Here is a 17,289-nt window from a genome sequence, read left to right as displayed (position 1 = left end):
CTCCATGCAATGTGTTCGACTGCGTCGAACGGCGCTGCGCGCCAGTCCCCGGATGAACACCTCCACTCAGCCTCCCGAGGGGGGCGGGTGGATCAAGATCAAGGGCTGCAGGCGAGCTAACGCTCGGCCTGATGAGTGGTTAAAAGCGAAGGCGGCCTGACAGCCGACCCGATTCTTCAAATGCACACAGTCCCTTGTAGGAGCTGGCTTGCCAGCGAAAGCGGCCTGCCAGCCAACCCGATTCTTCAAATGCACACAGTCCCCTGTAGGAGCTGGCTTGCCAGCGAAAGCGGCCTGCCAGCCAACCAATCTCACGAACCTGCACATACCAGCAGGCCTCCATTGTTCCTACATCAATCTCGGCCCCGTCTGATATTGAGCCTAAAAACCGTTGGTGCTGTACTCAAAGCCCGGTTTCACCCATGTTTGAGACAGCACCATGACAAACCCACCCACATTGAGAGGACGGTCCGATCCAGTGTTTGATCGGCTGTAGCGGTCTCCTCACAAGGAACGCCTTTCGCAATACCTCGCTTTGCTCAAGCCTTTGGGCGATCAGGGGCGTTATCTGCCATTCGATTCATTGCGCTACCGCTGAGCGCCCGGTCTGGATTCGAACCTGTGCTGGGCCTTGGTCAAGAAAGCGCGGGCGGCACAGTATTCGAACCTTTTGCTTTTGGGTGGACGCCGCAAGCGCAAAAAGCCATTTCCGTGGTAGATCGCCAGGCGACAACCGCAGTGCTGGAGTACATGACCGGCCAGATTGGCGAGCGCGCTCATTTCAGCTATTTGCTCAATGACCTGATCGAAGACCAGGCCATCAGCAGCAGCCACACTCAATGGACTGGTCGCGTTGAAGCTGTTCGAGAAGCGCAAGATGGGGCGCGAATGGGTGTTCTTTCTAAGGCCCGTTTCGGCAGCCTGAACCTCGTGGAAGCAAGACTGCTCCCACAGGTTTTGTGTTGCAGCCTAGAGCGTACCAAACACCTTCTTCGCCAAACGGGTCGCCGCAGCCGCCGGGTTCTGGCGCAGGGTTTCTTCCTGTTTGCCGATCATCTCGAACAAGCCATTCAACGCCTGCTCGGTGACGTAGTTCTCGACGTTGGCATTCTTCGCATCGATAACACCCATGGTCGCTGCCTGTCCGGCGAATGAGTTGTACTGCTGGGCCAGGCCAACCTTGTCGGTGGCTTGCTTGACGATCGGCAGGAACCTGGTGCGGATCTGTTCGCGGCTGGTCTTGTTGAGGTATTGGGTGGCCGAGTCGTTGCCGCCACTGAGGATGCCCTTGGCATCTTCCACGGTCATTTTCTTCACGGCATCGACGAGGATAGGCTGGGCCTGGGTCACCGCGGTTTCCGCCGCTTTGTTCATGCTGGCTTCCAGTTCGTCGACCTGATCGCCCATGCCGAACTGTTTCATTTTGCTGGCGACCTTGCCCAGCTTGCCCGGCAGTCCGATTTTCACCTCGGGGTTGTTGCTGAAACCGCCTGGCGTGCCGAGTTGTTTCACGGCCAGTTGCGCGCCTTGGGTCAATGCATCCTTGAGTCCGCCAGTGGCGTCTTTCTGCGACAGGTCGCTGAGGGATAGTGCCAGAGCGCTGGCAGAGATCATCAAGCCTGCGCACAGGCCGGCGAAGCGGAGGGTAGGGCGAAACATGGAAACTTCCTTATGCGAAAAAGACACTCAGCGCGCCGGGTCGACACGGACCTTCAGCGGCTGTGGATCGGTGCCGTCCAGGCGTACGGCGTGATTCTCGGTGGTAATGAACATCAGTTTGCCGTCGACTTCGATGCGCGCGCTGACCGAGTAACGGTGGTTGGGCTCTACCTTCAGGGGGTCATAGCTAAGATGGAAGGCCAGTGGCACCTGTCCCTTGACCGGGCCGCGCTGCTCGTTGATGACTTTCGCCGGCGCATCGGCCAATGAAATGTCTTGCAGGCTGACGCTCAGCACCGCGGTTGGCGGCAGGGCGATGCGTTGCAGGTAGAAGACTTCGCCATTGAGGCTGGCGGTAGGGGCTTGTTGCATGGATTGGCAAGCGCTCAGTAAAGCGGTTAGACCAAGCAGGGAGAGTTTTTTCATAAGGCGGATCCTTGTCATTGGCGCCCGAAGCGGACAGGCGCCAACGACAATTTAGCGGATTTCGCCGGCAATATCCCCTTGGCAATTTTTGCATCCTACCCAGGAGTGGATTCGCCAATGATTCGAGCGAGTATCAAACGATTTACTGAGCGAGTTGTTTAGGGTTCTTGTCGTTGATGGGGTGTAGACGTCGATACATGAAATGTCTTGGTAGTTGTTTACTATTTCAATGTTTTTTAGTTAAACAATGAATACAGGTTTTAGGTAGATGTCTTCGTGATGACGGCTGCCATATTGGAAATCAATTGCGAGAAGCTCATCTGCCTTGGCAAGAAGCGTCCCGTCGGGAAGAAAAACTTCTGCAATAACTCGATATGTTTCGACTGGGCTTTCACCGGAGTCGCGCTCAACAGCAAACTCAAATTCCCACCACTTATGATTCAGTGAGTTTTCTGCGTGTGTATGGATGAGTATGGATTTGTTGTCACTGAGGTGTTTGTAAAGACTGGTCTTTGTGGTGTAGTCCGATTGTATGCCGTACGGGGTTTTGCTGAAGAGAACCATTCCGGAAATGTACTTGTTCATCTAATTATCCTTTTAGTTGAGCCTGAAACAGGCATCCAGGATGCTAACTGAACATTGAGGTCTGGTTTTCGCAGAAATACTTCCTTGTATTTCTGCCTGGTAAGTTAAGTTGTTTTTATGTGCTCGGCGGATTGCGCTCGGCCGCGCTTTCATTGCCGTGTAACGCTACCTGACGAATCGACAAACGAATCTCTGCCGGCAACACCCGCTTGGCCGCGCCTTCGGCCAATTCACCGAGCAACTCGTGGTAGCTCAGCTTGCCCGCTTCATCGCGCTTGAGCACGTCGAGGTCGAGCAGGGTCTGGATGAAGTGACGGAACAGGCTCTTGTCGAAGAACTCCGGGGCGTTCAGGCCGTGCAGGATCGACAGGCGCTGGGCCATGACCGTGCACAGGTCTTCCAGCTCTTCGGCGCTGATGTTGTTCTGGCCGCTGTTGAGCAGCAGGGACACGGTCATGTAGAAGCGTTGCAGGGTCTGGGCGATGCTCTTCGACAGCAGTGTCAGCAGCACGAAATGCCGCGAACTTGGCGCCGGGCGCAGGTACACGTCGTTTTCGAAACGCAGCAGGCCTTGCTCGACGAAGGCTTCCAGCCATTGGTCGACCACCCCGTCCAGCTCCTCCAGCGACCAGCGGATGAACAGCTCCGCTTGCAGGTACGGGTACAGGGCGCGGGTGTAGCGCAGGATCTGCTCGCGATTCATCCGCGAGGCGCTCTGGAAGAAGCTCGCCAGCAACGCCGGCAGGGCGAAGATGTGCAACACGTTGTTGCGGTAGTAGGTCATCAGGACGGCGTTTTGCTCGTCCAGGTACAGGATTTTGCCCAGCGCATCGCTCTGTTCGGACAGCAGGTCCATGTCCTTCACGTGTTCGATCAGCGCGCGGCCGTCACCTTCGGGCAGGGTGGTGTGCGGCGAGTACGGGACCTTGCGCAGCAGCGCCAGGTACAGGTCCAGCACCCGCGCCATGGCGCGATCATCCAGGGCCAGGCGGCTGGTGGACAGCAGCGCCAGCGCAACGAGGTTCACCGGGTTGATCGCTGCCGCTTCGTTCAGATGCCGGGCGACTTTTTCGCCGAGACGGTTGGTGGTTTCGTTGAGCCAGGCCGGTCTGAATTGCGGACCAAGTTCCTGTTTGCGCCAGTCCGGCTGTTCGCTGTCGAGGAATTGCGCCAGTTTGATCGGCTCGCCGAAGTTCACCGCGACCTGGCCGAAGCGCTGCTTGAGTGCGCCGATGACTTTGAATATGTCGAAGATCGATTCTTTTTTCTTCGCCGCGCCGCGCAGTTCGCCGAGGTAGGTCCGGCCTTCCAGCACACGCTCGTAACCGATATAGACCGGCACAAACACGATGGGCATGCGCGACGAGCGCAGGAAGCTGCGCAGGGTGATCGCCAGCATCCCGGTCTTCGGTTGCAGCATGCGCCCGGTGCGTGAACGGCCGCCTTCGACGAAATACTCCACCGGGAAACCCTTGGTGAACAGGGTATGCAGGTATTCGTTGAACACCGAGGTGTAGAGCGGGTTGCCCTTGAATGTACGGCGCATGAAGAACGCACCGCCGCGCCGCAGCAGGCCGCCGATCACCGGCATGTTCAGGTTGATGCCGGCGGCGATGTGCGGCGGGGTCAGGCCGTTGCGAAACAACAGGTAGGACAGCAGCAGGTAGTCGATGTGGCTGCGGTGGCACGGCACGTAGATCACTTCATGACCCTGGGCGACCTTCTGCACGCCTTCGATGTGGTTGACCTTGATGCCGTCGTAGATCTTGTTCCAGAACCAGCTCAGCACCACTTCCATGAAGCGGATTGCCGTATAGGTATAGTCCGAGGCGATTTCGTTGCCGTAGCGCAACGCCTGAGCCTTGGCTTTCTCCGGGGAAATATTCTCGCGTTCGGCTTCGTCGAGGATCGCTTGCTTGACCATCGGCTGGTTCAGCAGGCCTTTTACAAGATTGCGCCGGTGGGAAATGTCCGGCCCTATCACCGCGGCTTTCAGGTTGCGAAAGTGCACCCGCAGGATGCGCTGGGCCATGCGCACGGTGCGCTCGTGGCCCTTGTTGTGGTCGATCAGTTCGCGCAGATGAATGGGGGCGGAGAACTGCACGCGGGTCTTGCGCCCCAGCACGATCACGCTCAACAACCGGCGCAAACGCCCGGTCACCGCCCAGCTGTCGGCGAACAAGAGTTTCCACGGGCTGTTTTCGCTGTCCGGCGACTGGCCCCAGAACACGCTGACCGGAATGATCTGCGCGTCTTCGGCGGCGTTTTGGCTCAGGGCGCTGACCAGACGGGTCAAGGACGGCGGTGCGCCGCGCTTGTCCTGGCGGCCGAGCCAGTCCGGGTCCGGCGTCAGGTAGAAGAACGCGGCAGGCTCCAGCAGGTTGCCCACCGATACTGGCAGCACCGGGCGCGGCAGGCCGGCCTTGCTGCATTCGGTGTCGACCACGGCGAGGTCGGTCAGCGACGGGTTTTGCAGGACGTAGAACACCGGACGACTGCGGTCGAGGTCAAGGGTGAACGACGACTGGTTGATCGTCTCCGAGCGGACCCAGAGGTACAACAGTCGGCGCAAGGTGCCAAACACAAGACGGCGGAACGGGGAGCGGGTCATACGGCTTCTGCGTGAGTGAGTAAACCGAGCATTTGCTCGGGAGGCCGACAGTGTGCCGGATTCACCGAAAATCGGCAAAAAAGCAGGCAAGTAAACTCAGTTGAGAGTTTTAACGACTGACTTATACTCGGCGCTCTGTCGCCGTTGCCCTCATGGGACCGGTCTGCGCAGGCTGACGTTTCCCGAGGCTTTCCTGCGAAAAGCCCGATCAATAATAAAAAGGGAGTATGAACAAATGGCAACACGCGAAACCGGTAATGTGAAGTGGTTCAACGACGCCAAGGGTTATGGCTTCATTCAGCGTCAGGATGGGGTGGACGTGTTCGTGCACTACCGCGCGATCCGCGGCGAAGGGCACCGCTCGCTGACCGAAGGCCAGCAGGTTGAGTATGCGGTGGTCGAGGGGCAGAAGGGCTTGCAGGCCGAAGACGTCGTCGGATTGTAAGAGGGCCTTGTAGGAGCTGGCTTGCCAGCGAAGGCGGAGTCTCAGGCACACCGCGCTGTGATGATCGCCAGCAAGCCGGCTCCTACAGGTTTAAGTTGTTCGCGGATTACGCGGTTTTCCAGGTGATCTCTTCTTCACCGTCGGCGCTGATGCGAATCCAGCGATCCGCCGTTTCCTCGCCTTCTTCCTCGACCCAGCTACCCGGTGCGCAGCGCACTTCGACGTTCAGCGCGGCAAACGCGGCGCGGGCGCAGGCGATGTCGTCGTCCCATGGGGTCTGGTCGCTTTCCAGGTACAGGCTGTTCCATTTGCCCACGGCTTTGGGCAGCCAGGTCACCGGTACGTTGCCGGCCTTGCATTTGTAGGTCTGGCCTTTCTGGACCCAATCGGTGCACGGGCCCAATGCTGCGCCGAGCCAGGCCGAGACGGCCTTGTGGTCGACGTCGGCGTCTTTCAGGTAAATCTCGATATCCGGTTGGCGCATGGATGTCCTCACTGCGGGTCTGAAAAATCCATTCGCGGATTTAGCCGGTCCCGGGCTCTCGCCCGACACCAAAAGTTTATTGAACAACGAAATAATCGTAGCGCATTGATACGGTGGTCTCGAACGGCTCGGCCTGCTCGATCACCGCTGCACGGCGCTCGGCACTGGCACGCCAGCCGTGGGGCGTCATCGCCAGCAGGTTGGCGCGGTCTTGCGGCTTGTCCAGCGTCAGCTTGAACGTCAGCGTCTCGCTGTGCGCCAGCGCCATGCCTTCTGGCACCAGGTCCAGATGCTTGTCGTCAATGTACTCGCGCACTTCGTCGTACAGCCGCTCACGCAGCTCCATCAGGTGGCCGCTGGTCGGGCCGACTTTCATCAGGCCGCCGCCGACACTCAACAGGCGTTTGGCTTCGTCCCAGTCCAGCGGGCTGAAGACGCTCGCCAGGAACTGGCAGCTGGCGGACGCCAACGGCACCCGCGCCATGCTGGCGATCAACCAGGTCAGGTGCGGGTCGCGTTTGCAGGCGCGTTTGACCGCTTCTTTGGAGATATCCAGCGCGTAGCCTTCGGCATTCGGCAAAGCTTGGGCGATTTGCGCGGTGTAGTAACCCTCGCCACAGCCGATGTCGAGCCAGCGCTGCGGCGCATAACTGGCGGCCAGTTCCGCCAGGCGCTTGGCCACGGGCGCGTAATGGCCGGCGTTCAAGAAGTCGCGGCGAGCCTCGACCATCGCCTGGTTATCCCCAGGGTCGCGGCTGTTCTTGTGCTGCACCGGCAGCAGGTTCAGGTAACCCTGGCGCGCACGGTCGAAACGATGCCCGGCGGGGCAGGCCACGCCGTTGTCCACCGCACTCAGCGGTTCACTGCAAATCGGACACGCGAGCATCAGGCGAGCAACTTGATCAGGGTCTGGTAGTAGATTTCGGTCAGCACGTCGAGGTCGGCTGCCAGCACGCGTTCGTTGACCTGGTGGATGGTCGCGTTGACCGGGCCCAGTTCAACCACTTGCGTGCCCATGGTCGCGATGAAGCGGCCATCGGAGGTGCCACCGCTGGTGGACGCCTTGGTGTCACGGCCGGTAATGTCCTTGATGCTCGACGACACGGCGTCCAGCAACGCGCCCGGTTCGGTCAGGAACGGCAGGCCGGACAGCGCCCAATCGACGTGCCAGTCCAGGCCGTGCTTGTCGAGGATGTCGGCGACGCGTTTTTGCAAGCCTTCGACGGTCGACTCGGTGGAGAAACGGAAGTTGAACACCGCCACCAGGTCACCCGGGATCACGTTGGTCGCACCGGTGCCGGAGTTGACGTTGGAGATCTGGAAACTGGTCGGCGGGAAGAAATCGTTGCCGTGGTCCCAATGCTCGGCGGCCAGTTCAGCCAGGGCCGGGGCGGCGAGGTGGATCGGGTTCTTCGCCAGGTGCGGATAGGCCACGTGGCCTTGAATACCACGCACGGTCAGCTTGGCACCGAGGGAGCCGCGACGGCCGTTCTTGACCACGTCGCCGACCAGGGTGGTGCTCGACGGTTCGCCGACGATGCACCAGTCCATGCGCTCCTTGCGCGCAACCAAGCGCTCGACCACAGCCTTGGTGCCGTGGTGCGCCGGGCCTTCTTCGTCGCTGGTGATCAGGAACGCGACCTTGCCCTTGTGGTTCGGGTAGTCGGCGACAAAGCGCTCGGAAGCGACCGTCATGGCGGCCAGGCTGCCCTTCATGTCGGCAGCGCCACGGCCGCAGAGCATGCCGTGCTCGTCGATCAGTGCGTTGAACGGTTCGATCTGCCAAGCCGCGACCGGGCCGGTCGGCACCACATCGGTATGACCGGCGAAGCACAGCACCGGGCCGTCGTCCTGGCCGTGAGTGGCCCAGAAGTTATCCACATCTTCGATGCGCATCGGCTCCAGGGTAAAACCGGCATCGCCCAGGCGCTGCATCATCTGCTTCTGGCAATCTGCATCGACCGGCGTCACGGATGGACGGCGGATCAGATCGATGGCGAGCTGGAGGGTCGGCGAAAGGTCGGCGTGGGCCGTCATGGAAAACTCCGGAAATCATGAATGTGGGCGCGGACTACTGTAGGAGCAAGCTTGCTCGCGATAGCGGTGTATCAGCCAACATAAACATTGATTGTTACACCGCAATCGCGGGCAAGCCCGCTCCCACAGGTATTGGGGTCGGTTGGCAAACCGTACTCCGCCAAGCCCTGCAAAATGGCGGTTATCTTAAAGCAAAACGGCGACCATTGGCCGCCGTTTAGTGCATCGGTAAAGATTTAGACCGCAGGTGCCGCTTCAGGCTCGGCAGCAGGTTTTGGCAGCGACGACAGGAACGCCATGATCAGCGCCGCCAGGTACGGCAAGGACTGCACCAGCAGCATGGTCACCCAGAAGCGCATGTCGTTGCTCGGCATGCCGTTCACCAGGAAGATCCCCAGCGCCGCGCTCCACAGCAGCAGCATGATGAACATCTCTTCCCGCGCTTCCGAGATCGCCACCCAGAAGCCGTGGTTGTCGGCGTTTTTCGGCGTGCGGAAGAACGGAATGCTGCTGGTGAAAAAGCCGTACAGCACCGCTTTGGCGATGGTGTGGGACAACGCCAGACCGGCCAGCGCTGCGCAGAACGCGTCCTTCAAATTCACGCCAACCGCACGACGGTAGAGGAAAATGATCTTGGCGACCTTGAACACGAACAGCGCCAGTGGCGGGATCGCGAAAATCAGCAGCGGCGGATCGACCCGTTGCGGCACGATGATCATCGCCGCCGACCACAACAGCGCGCCGACGGTGAAGAAGATGTTCATGCCGTCCGCCACCCATGGCAACCAGCCCGCGAGGAAGTGGTAACGCTGGCCGCGGGTCAGCTCGGTGTCCTTGCCGCGCAGCAGGCTGGCGGTGTGACGCTTGATGATCTGGATCGCACCGTAGGCCCAGCGAAAACGCTGTTTCTTGAAGTCGATGAAGGTATCGGGCATCAGGCCCTTGCCGTAGCTGGTGTGGTAATACGCCGCCGACAAGCCTTTCTCGAACACCCGCAGGCCAAGCTCGGCGTCTTCACAGATGCACCAGTCGGCCCAGCCCAGTTCTTCGAGCACCGAGCGGCGGGTCATGGTCATGGTGCCGTGCTGGATGATCGCGTCACGGTCGTTACGGGTGACCATGCCGATGTGGAAGAAGCCTTTGTACTCCGCGTAGCAAAGCTTCTTGAAGGTGCTTTCGTTCTGATCGCGGTAGTCCTGCGGCGACTGCACCACGGCGATTTTCGGGTCGGCGAAATGCGGCACCATGTGTTTGAGCCAGTTGCGGTCGACGCAGTAGTCCGAGTCGATCACCGCGATGACTTCGGCATCCTTGGCGGTGTGCGGAATCAGGTAGTTCAGCGCGCCGCCCTTGAAACCGGCCAGTGGTGCGACGTGGAAGAATTTGAAGCGCGGCCCGAGGGTCGCGCAGTAGTCGCGCACCGGCTCCCAGACCGCCGGGTCCTTGGTGTTGTTGTCGATGATCAGGACTTCGAAGTCCGGATAGTCGAGGTTGGCCAGGGCGTTGAGGGTCTGTTTGACCATCTCCGGCGGCTCGTTGTAGCAAGGCACGTGAATCGACACTTTCGGGCGGTAGCTCGAATCGCCCTCGACCGGCAGGAACTCGCGGCGGCGCTTGTGCACCCACACCGCCTCGGCCAGTTCATGGGCTTCGGTCAGCAACACGATAAACACCCCGAGCGCACCGAGGGCGAGCAAGAAGCCCACCGTCAGGCTGAACCAGGTGCTGTATTGCTGGCTGTAGTCGTAGCCGATCCACACCAGCACCGAACCGCACAGGAACGCAATGAAGGTCAGGAAGGTCCGGCCACGCTGGCGCAGGGCCGAGCCGTCGATCATCAGCAGGGTCAGCGACAACAGCGCCAACACCACTGAACCAATGGCCAACACCCGCCATTGCGGAATCGCCACCACCGGGCCTTCGAAGTTGAATTTCTGTTGGCGGGCAGCGTTGAACACGCCCCAGTAGGCGCCCACGGAACCTTCGTCGCTGGCCTTCCACGGCTGGTCAAATGCTTCGATCACGAAGTAGTTGAAGCCCTGGCGGTTGAGCTTGTTGACCAGGTTGCGCAGGTAGATTGCCTGGTCGGCCGGCGACGCATCGGCGCCACCGCGCATGCGGCCGTTGCTCGGCCAGCCCACTTCGGACAGCAGCAGCGGCTTTTTCGGGAACATTTTTTTCAGGTCGCGGGCACGGTCCAGAACGAACTGCTGTGCCTTGTCCACAGGGATAAATTCCCAATACGGGAGGACGTGCGCGGCGATCAGGTCGACGTGCTTGGCCAGTTCCGGGTGTTCTTCCCAGACGTGCCACTGCTCGGACGTGGTCACCGGCACCTTCACGGCGGCGCGAACACGGTCGAGTATCACGCTCAGGTCGGCAGCGGTGATTTCCTTGCGGAAAATCGCTTCGTTACCGACCACCACACGCACCACGCTACGCGAGGTGTTGGCCAGCTCAATGGCACGCTGGATTTCCCGCTCGTTGCGTTCCTGGTCCGGGCTGATCCAGATCCCCAAGGTCACGCGCAGGCCGAACTCTTCAGCGAGTTTCGGGATGTCTTGCAGGCTGCCATCGACCGAGTAGATGCGGATGTTGTCCGTCAGCTTGCTCATGATCTCCAGGTCGCGACGCATTTCATCGTCGGTCGGGTACTGGTCTTTCTGCGGGAACTGGCCCTGCTGGAATGGCGAGTACGAGAAACCGGAGATCTGTTCCGGCCAGTTGGGGGCGGTGACCGGGCGGTTGATCAGCGCCCAGAAGCCGGTAAACAAGGCTGCAATGGCGAGCACCACGACCAGGTTGAGTCCAAATTTACGCGATGACATAGCTATTTCGGGTTCCAAAGGCTGTGGAACGGGGAACGGTCGGCGGCCGCAAAGGGGCGCGCATCCTACACCGGCGGTTCTCTGACCGTACAGCAGACAGGGAAATGCCGGACGTTGGGCAATCCAAGTTGCGTTAAGTTCTTTCGTTAGAGCTTGTAGGGCGAATCTTTGTTCGATGGGGTTTATTGGAAGAAATCCGTTTGTAGCGCAATGATGCTCTTGGTCGCCGACGGCCCTATAATGCGCGCCGGTTTTTGAGGTATTGGTCATGAGTACAGAAGATCCGCGGTTTGCCGGTATCGCCCGCTTGTATGGCATCGAAGGCCTTGAGCGCCTGAAGGCGGCCCACGTGGCGATCGTCGGCGTCGGTGGCGTTGGCTCCTGGGCGGCGGAAGCCATGGCCCGTTGTGGCGTGGGCGAAATTTCGTTGTTCGACCTGGACGACGTCTGCGTCAGCAACGCCAACCGCCAGTTGCACGCGCTGGACAGCACCGTGGGCAAGCCCAAGGTCGAGGTGATGGCCGAGCGCCTGCGCGGGATCAACCCCGATTGCACGGTGCATGCGGTGCCGGACTTCGTCACCCGCGACACCATGGCCGAGTACATTACGCCAAACATCGACTGCGTGATCGACTGCATCGACAGCGTCAACGCCAAGGCTGCTCTGATCGCCTGGTGCAAGCGTCGCAAGATCCAGATCATCACTACTGGCGGCGCGGGCGGGCAGATTGACCCGACATTGATCCAGGTCTGCGACCTTAATCGCACGTTCAATGATCCATTGGCTTCGAAGGTGCGCTCGACCTTGCGCCGCGACTACGGCTTCTCACGCACGGTGACCCGTCATTACAGCGTGCCGTGCGTGTTTTCCACCGAACAACTGCGCTACCCGAAACCGGATGGCAGCATTTGCCTGCAGAAAAGTTTTGTCGGTGATGGCGTGAAGCTCGACTGCGCCGGCGGGTTTGGCGCGGTGATGATGGTGACGGCGACCTTCGGCATGGTCGCGGCGACCAAGGCCGTGGATAAAATCGTCGCGGGTGTGCGGCGGCCGGCGGAGCGGGTCAAACCGCAGGTCTGATCTGTAAGGTTGATGGCCCCATCGCGAGCAGGCTCGCTCCCACATTGGAATGCGTTCCCCTGTAGGAGCGAGCCTGCTCGCGATGGGCTGCGAAGCAGCCCCTTTATTGAGCCAACTCCCGCATTCGCTGAAGCACCGCATTCAAACCATTACTGCGCGACTGCGACAACTGCCGCCCCAGCCCTAACTGATTGAACCAGTCCGGCAAATCCACCTGCTGCAACTCAGTCGCCGACAACCCGTTGACTCGCGCCAGCAACAACGCCACCAAGCCGCGAATCAATCGCGCATCGCTGTTGGCGTTGAACTGCCAATGACCATCGCGCAATTCACCCACCAACCACACCTGGCTTTCGCAGCCGTGCACCCGGTTGGCTTCAATTTTTTGCGCATCACTCAAGGCCTGCAGGCGCTCGCCCCATTGCATCAACAGGCGTGCGCGTTGCTCCCAACCCGCGGCGTTTTGAAAGACGTCCAGCGCTGTCACGGCATCGGCAGGCAGGTTCATCGCAACAACTCCAGCGCCTGGTCCAGGGCGGCAAAGAACCGCTCCAGGTCCTCGGAGTCGTTGTACAGCGCCAACGACACCCGAATCGCCCCGGCCAGTTCGAAGCGCTTGAGCAGCGGCATCGCGCAGTGATGGCCGGCCCGCACCGCGATCCCTTGCTCGGTCAGCAAATGCGCGAGATCGGCGTTATGCACCCCCTCGACGATAAAACTGGCCAACGCCACTTGCGGCTTGCCGAGCAGGCGAACGCCGATGCGTGTTTCAAGCCCATTGAGCAAACAGGCATGCAGCGCCGCTTCATGGGAGGACACGGCGTCCTGGTCGAGCCCGGCAAGGTAGTCCAGCGTCGCGCCGAGGCCAATTACGCTGGCAATCGGCGGCGTCCCGGCTTCAAGCCCCAGCGGTGCGGGTCGAAAGCGTGCGTCGTGATAATTGGCGTCGAGCACCATTTCACCGCCGAATTGCCACGGGTTCAGTTGTTGTAGCGCGGCATGGCGTGCGAACAGCACGCCGAGGCCGTCCGGGCCGTAGAGCTTATGGCTGGAAAACGCATAGAAGTCGCAACCCAGCGCTTGCACGTCGTGGCGTCCGTGGACCACGCCCTGGGCGCCGTCGATCACGGTCAGTGCGCCGTGCGCCTTGGCCATTGCCAGCAATGGCGGCAGCGGCTGCCAAGCGCCTATCACGTTGGACAACTGGCTGACCGCCAACAGGCGCGTGCGTGGCCCGATCAGGTCTGCGGCGGTTGCCAGGTCGATCACGCCGTCGGCATCCAGCGGCAGGATCACCAGTTTCAGGTCGCGACGCTGCGCCAGTTGCTGCCACGGCAGCAGGTTGGCGTGATGCTCCAGGGCGCTGATGACAATCTCGTCGCCCGGATTGAAAAGATGCTCCAGGCCATAGGCCAGGAGGTTCAGCGCGGAGGTCGCACCATGGGTGAAGATGATTTGCCCGCAGTCTCCCACATTGAGCCATTGCGCGACTTTGCGGCGGCTGTCTTCGAACGCTTGGGTGGCGTGGGCGCCGGGCAAGTGTTGCGCGCGATGCACATTGGCCGCGCCATTGGCGTAGTAATGCGCCAGGGCATCGAGCAGGGCTTGGGGTTTTTGCGTGGTGGCGGCGTTGTCCAGATAGGTCTGGTCTTGCCGTTGCAGGGCGGCGATGGCCGGAAAGTCGGCACGCCAGGGGGAGAGAATCATCATGCTATCGGGCCCTGGTGAGGGTACGCCGTACCCCTGTAGGAGCGAGCTTGCTCGCTCCTACACAGGTGGTCGTGCGGCGCTTAGTTGTGAGCGTGCAGCGCTTCGTTCAACTCGATGGCCGATTTGTGGGTTTTGCATTCCACGGCACCGGTCTCGGAGTTGCGACGGAACAGCAGGTCAGTCTGGCCGGCCAGTTCACGGGCCTTGACCACTTTGACCAGGTTGTTGTTCTCGTCCAGCAGCGCGACCTTGGTACCGGCGGTCACGTACAGGCCCGACTCGACGGTGTTGCGGTCGCCCAAGGGGATACCGATACCGGCGTTGGCGCCAATCAGGCAGCCTTCGCCCACCTTGATCACGATGTTGCCGCCACCCGACAGGGTGCCCATGGTCGAGCAGCCGCCGCCCAGGTCCGAACCCTTGCCGACGAACACGCCAGCGGAGACGCGGCCTTCGATCATGCCCGGGCCTTCGGTACCGGCGTTGAAGTTGATAAAGCCTTCGTGCATCACGGTGGTGCCTTCGCCGACATAAGCGCCCAGACGCAGACGTGCAGCATCTGCGATACGCACGCCGGCCGGGACCACGTAGTCGGTCATTTTCGGGAATTTGTCCACCGAGAACACTTCCAGCAATTCGCCGCGCAGGCGCGCCTCGAGTTGCAGCTCGGCCAATTCGCTCAGGTCGACCGCGCCCTGGCTGGTCCACGCCACATTTGGCAGCAACGGGAAAATCCCGGCCAGGTTCAGGCCGTGTGGCTTGACCAGGCGATGGCTCAACAGGTGCAGCTTGAGGTAGGCCTCAGGGGTCGACGACAGCTGGGTGTCTTCGGCCAGCAGGGTAGCGACCAGCGGCTTGTGGCTTTCGGCCAGGCGGGTCAGCAGCGCAGCCTGGGCAGCGTCGACGCCCTTGAGCGCTTCGGCCAATTGCGAAGCCTGGGCGGTCGTGAAGGTGATGGCCTGATTGCCCTCGGTGTAGCCCAGGATCGGAGCGATGGCGGCGACGACCTCAGACGATGGCTTGAGCACCGGAGCGGCGTAGAACACTTCCAGCCAGGTGCCTTGACGGTTTTGAGTGCCGACGCCGAAGGCCAGGCTGAACAGGGTAGTAGACATGTTGATACCTCTAACAAAATGGAACGGGCTGCTTACTTGAGCGCGGCCGCGTAGATATCTGGCTTGAAGCCAATCAGGGTTCGGTCACCGAGATCGAGCACCGGGCGCTTGATCATCGAGGGTTGTGCGAGCATCAGTTCGATGGCTTTCGACTGGTCGAGATCGGCTTTGCGTTCGTCTTCGAGTTTGCGAAAGGTCGTGCCTGCACGGTTCAACACCACTTCCCAGCCGTGCTCGTTGCACCATTGGGTCAGGTGTTCACGGTCGATACCGACCGCTTTGTAGTCATGGAAGTCATAGCTGACAGCGTGTTCATCGAGCCAGGTGCGCGCCTTTTTCATGGTGTCGCAGGCTTTGATGCCGAAAAGGTGCAACGTTTTGCTTGAAGCGGTCAAGGAATTGCCCCCTTTGCAGGTGCTGGATATAAAAGGTGACGGATTATGCCATGACCGGACGGTTTCGCGGTGCCTGAGGTCGATTTCCAACTGCAAAACCTGTAGGCGCCAGCCTGCTGGCGATAGCGTCAGATCAGTCGACATCTGTATCGAATTTGCCGCTGCCATCGCCAGCAGGCTGGCTCCTACAAGGAGGGTGCGACATAGGTACAACGGTCAGACGCATCCTAAGCGGCTAATATGGCAGTTCAACGCTGTCGATTGTCTGAGATTTCCGCTTTATGCAAACCGCCTACACCGTCTTGATCCTGTTGATGCTGGTTGGCGTTTCGCGCCTGATCGGGCGGGTGATCCCTTTGCCGTTGCCACTGGTGCAAATCGCCGCCGGGGCCTTGCTGGCTTGGCCGACGCTGGGTTTGCATGTGGCTTTGGATCCGGAGCTGTTCCTGTTTCTGTTCCTGCCGCCGCTGTTGTTCTCCGACGGCTGGCGCATGCCCAAGCGGGAGTTCTGGCACCTGCGCGGCCCGATCCTGACGCTTGCGGTCGGCTTGGTGCTGTTCACGGTGGTGGGTGCGGGCTATTTCATTCATTGGCTACTACCGAGTGTGCCGCTACCGGTGGCGTTTGCCTTGGGGGCCGTGCTGTCGCCGACGGATGCTGTGGCGGTGTCGGCCATCGCCCGCAATCGGCTGCCCACGCCGTTGATGCACATCCTGCAGGGCGAGGCGCTGATGAACGACGCCTCGGGCCTGGTGACGTTCAAGTTCGCGCTGGTGGCGGCGGTGACCGGCGTGTTCTCCCTGGCCAATGCCAGCCTGGCGTTCGTGCTGGTCGCATTGGGTGGTCTGGCCGTCGGGGTTGCCCTGAGCTGGCTGGTGGGTCGTCTGCGGGCGTGGATGATCGCGCGGGGCTGGGATGATCCGGCGACACACGTGGTATTCATGTTGTTGCTGCCGTTTGCGGCCTATGTGCTGGCCGAGCGCATCGAAGTGTCCGGCATCCTGTCGGCGGTGGCGGCGGGGATGATGCAGAGCTGGCTCGACCTGTTGCCGCGCCAAACCAACACGCGTTTGCTCAATCGCAGCGTCTGGTCACTGCTGGAGTTCGCCTTCAACGGCTTGATCTTCCTGCTGTTGGGGTTGCAGTTGCCGGACATCGTCAAGGCGGTGGCCAGCCACGAAACCTCGCTCTGGCCAACGCTGCTGTATCGCGGGCTGGATGTGGTGGCGATTTTCCTGGTATTGCTGGCCTTGCGCTTCGTCTGGGTGCAGAGCATCTGGCGCTTGTCGGTGTTGCTGCGGCGCTTACGCGGCAAAGGTGAAGTGACCCGCGTACCGACCGCGCGATCCTGTTGGTTGCTGACCGTCGGCGGTGTGCGCGGGGCCGTGACACTGGCAGGTGTGATGTCGGTGCCGATGCTCATGGGCGCCAGCGCGTTTCCCGAGCGTGACTTGCTGATCTTTATTGCCGCAGGCGTCATTCTGCTGTCGTTGATTGCGGCCTGCATCGCGCTGCCCTTGCTGCTGCGGGGCATCGAAGCCAGCCCCGACGACAAGCGGCGCAGCGAAGTGCGAGACGCCTGGCGCAAGACCGCCGAAGCGGCGATTCATGCCCTCGAGACGGAAGAGGTCAACCCACAAGATGCTGCCCAGTCCGCGTTGGCTGCCGAGCTCAAGGCGCGGATCATGTCCGAGTACCGGCATCAGTTGGAGGTGTTCAACGATTCTGCCGAAGCCCAGGCCCTGGCCTTTCAGATGGATTTGCTGGAGCGACGCTTGCGTTTGAAGGCGCTGCGGGCGCAGCGCCTGGAGTTGTACAGCCTCAGTCGTCATCACCAGATTGGTGATGACGTGTTGCGTGAGGTGTTGGGGGAACTGGATTTGAGTGAGGCCAAGCTGGGTCAGATCAAGTAA

General features: G+C 60.7%; 15 protein-coding genes and 1 pseudogene. 4 read left to right on the top strand and 12 right to left on the bottom strand.

All coding sequences use genetic code 11. The features are described 5' to 3' along the window. Positions 1–439: 439 nt before the first annotated feature. A pseudogene (locus tag J1D76_RS16475) lies at positions 440–879 on the top strand (Fic family protein); the annotation flags it as partial. 90 nt (positions 880–969) lie between these two features. On the opposite strand, the gene J1D76_RS16470 reads toward J1D76_RS16475, so the two are convergent. From J1D76_RS16470 to plsB, 4 genes are all read right to left on the bottom strand, one after another. Further along, positions 970–1,659, bottom strand: coding sequence for a DUF4197 domain-containing protein (locus tag J1D76_RS16470; protein ID WP_421139291.1), 690 nt, complete (start codon positions 1,657–1,659; stop codon positions 970–972). A gap of 27 nt (positions 1,660–1,686) precedes the next feature. Beyond that, the gene (locus J1D76_RS16465) at positions 1,687–2,085 is read right to left on the bottom strand and encodes a YbaY family lipoprotein (RefSeq protein WP_421139290.1); all 399 of its coding nucleotides are present in this window, start codon (positions 2,083–2,085) and stop codon (positions 1,687–1,689) included. A gap of 240 nt (positions 2,086–2,325) precedes the next feature. Then, positions 2,326–2,670, bottom strand: coding sequence for a hypothetical protein (locus J1D76_RS16460; RefSeq protein WP_421139288.1), 345 nt, complete (start codon positions 2,668–2,670; stop codon positions 2,326–2,328). Between the two features lie 115 nt (positions 2,671–2,785). Further along, complete coding sequence (plsB, locus tag J1D76_RS16455) at positions 2,786–5,281, bottom strand: glycerol-3-phosphate 1-O-acyltransferase PlsB (RefSeq protein WP_421139287.1); 2,496 nt, start codon at positions 5,279–5,281, stop codon at positions 2,786–2,788. A gap of 235 nt (positions 5,282–5,516) precedes the next feature. Between plsB and J1D76_RS16450 the strand changes: the two genes are divergently transcribed. Continuing rightward, a complete protein-coding gene (locus J1D76_RS16450; RefSeq protein WP_007940478.1) occupies positions 5,517–5,726 on the top strand; it encodes a cold shock domain-containing protein in 210 nt (69 codons plus the stop codon). 106 nt (positions 5,727–5,832) lie between these two features. Here the strand turns inward: J1D76_RS16450 and J1D76_RS16445 are convergent, their stop codons facing one another. The 4 genes from J1D76_RS16445 to J1D76_RS16430 form a co-directional block, all read right to left on the bottom strand. Beyond that, positions 5,833–6,210, bottom strand: a complete 378-nt coding sequence (locus J1D76_RS16445; RefSeq protein ID WP_103394411.1) for a hypothetical protein — start codon at positions 6,208–6,210, stop codon at positions 5,833–5,835. 76 nt (positions 6,211–6,286) lie between these two features. Continuing rightward, on the bottom strand, positions 6,287–7,096 hold the full coding sequence (locus J1D76_RS16440) for a putative RNA methyltransferase (protein WP_421139286.1): 810 nt from the start codon (positions 7,094–7,096) through the stop codon (positions 6,287–6,289). After that, positions 7,096–8,247: a succinyl-diaminopimelate desuccinylase gene (gene dapE, locus J1D76_RS16435; RefSeq protein WP_421139285.1), complete on the bottom strand. Its 1,152-nt coding sequence runs from the start codon at positions 8,245–8,247 to the stop codon at positions 7,096–7,098. Before dapE ends, J1D76_RS16440 begins: the two co-directional genes overlap by 1 nt. Positions 8,248–8,483: 236 nt before the next feature. Then, complete coding sequence (locus J1D76_RS16430; protein WP_421139284.1) at positions 8,484–11,075, bottom strand: glycosyltransferase; 2,592 nt, start codon at positions 11,073–11,075, stop codon at positions 8,484–8,486. Positions 11,076–11,337: 262 nt separating this feature from the next. Here J1D76_RS16430 and tcdA point away from each other — a divergent pair, with 262 nt between their 5' ends. Next, a complete protein-coding gene (tcdA, locus tag J1D76_RS16425; protein WP_046041104.1) occupies positions 11,338–12,156 on the top strand; it encodes a tRNA cyclic N6-threonylcarbamoyladenosine(37) synthase TcdA in 819 nt (272 codons plus the stop codon). Positions 12,157–12,259: 103 nt separating this feature from the next. Here tcdA and J1D76_RS16420 read toward each other — a convergent pair whose 3' ends face one another. The 4 genes from J1D76_RS16420 to J1D76_RS16405 form a co-directional block, all read right to left on the bottom strand. After that, the gene (locus J1D76_RS16420) at positions 12,260–12,664 is read right to left on the bottom strand and encodes a SufE family protein (protein WP_421139283.1); all 405 of its coding nucleotides are present in this window, start codon (positions 12,662–12,664) and stop codon (positions 12,260–12,262) included. Continuing rightward, a complete protein-coding gene (locus tag J1D76_RS16415; protein ID WP_421139282.1) occupies positions 12,661–13,866 on the bottom strand; it encodes an aminotransferase class V-fold PLP-dependent enzyme in 1,206 nt (401 codons plus the stop codon). The genes J1D76_RS16420 and J1D76_RS16415 overlap by 4 nt, the downstream gene beginning before the upstream one ends. 80 nt (positions 13,867–13,946) lie before the next feature. Further along, entirely contained in the window at positions 13,947–14,981 is a 1,035-nt protein-coding gene (gene dapD, locus J1D76_RS16410; protein WP_421139281.1) for a 2,3,4,5-tetrahydropyridine-2,6-dicarboxylate N-succinyltransferase, read from the bottom strand. Between the two features lie 32 nt (positions 14,982–15,013). Beyond that, on the bottom strand, positions 15,014–15,376 hold the full coding sequence (locus J1D76_RS16405; protein ID WP_421139280.1) for an ArsC family reductase: 363 nt from the start codon (positions 15,374–15,376) through the stop codon (positions 15,014–15,016). A 281-nt stretch (positions 15,377–15,657) separates the two neighbouring features. Here J1D76_RS16405 and J1D76_RS16400 point away from each other — a divergent pair, with 281 nt between their 5' ends. Next, positions 15,658–17,289 carry a Na+/H+ antiporter gene (locus J1D76_RS16400; RefSeq protein ID WP_421139279.1) on the top strand — a complete coding sequence of 544 codons (1,632 nt, stop codon included), beginning with the start codon at positions 15,658–15,660 and terminating at the stop codon, positions 17,287–17,289.

Origin of the sequence: Pseudomonas sp. NFX15 (genome assembly GCF_049132105.1) — a bacterium.
GTDB lineage: Bacteria > Pseudomonadota > Gammaproteobacteria > Pseudomonadales > Pseudomonadaceae > Aquipseudomonas.
This window is presented reverse-complemented; position numbering and strand designations above follow the sequence as displayed.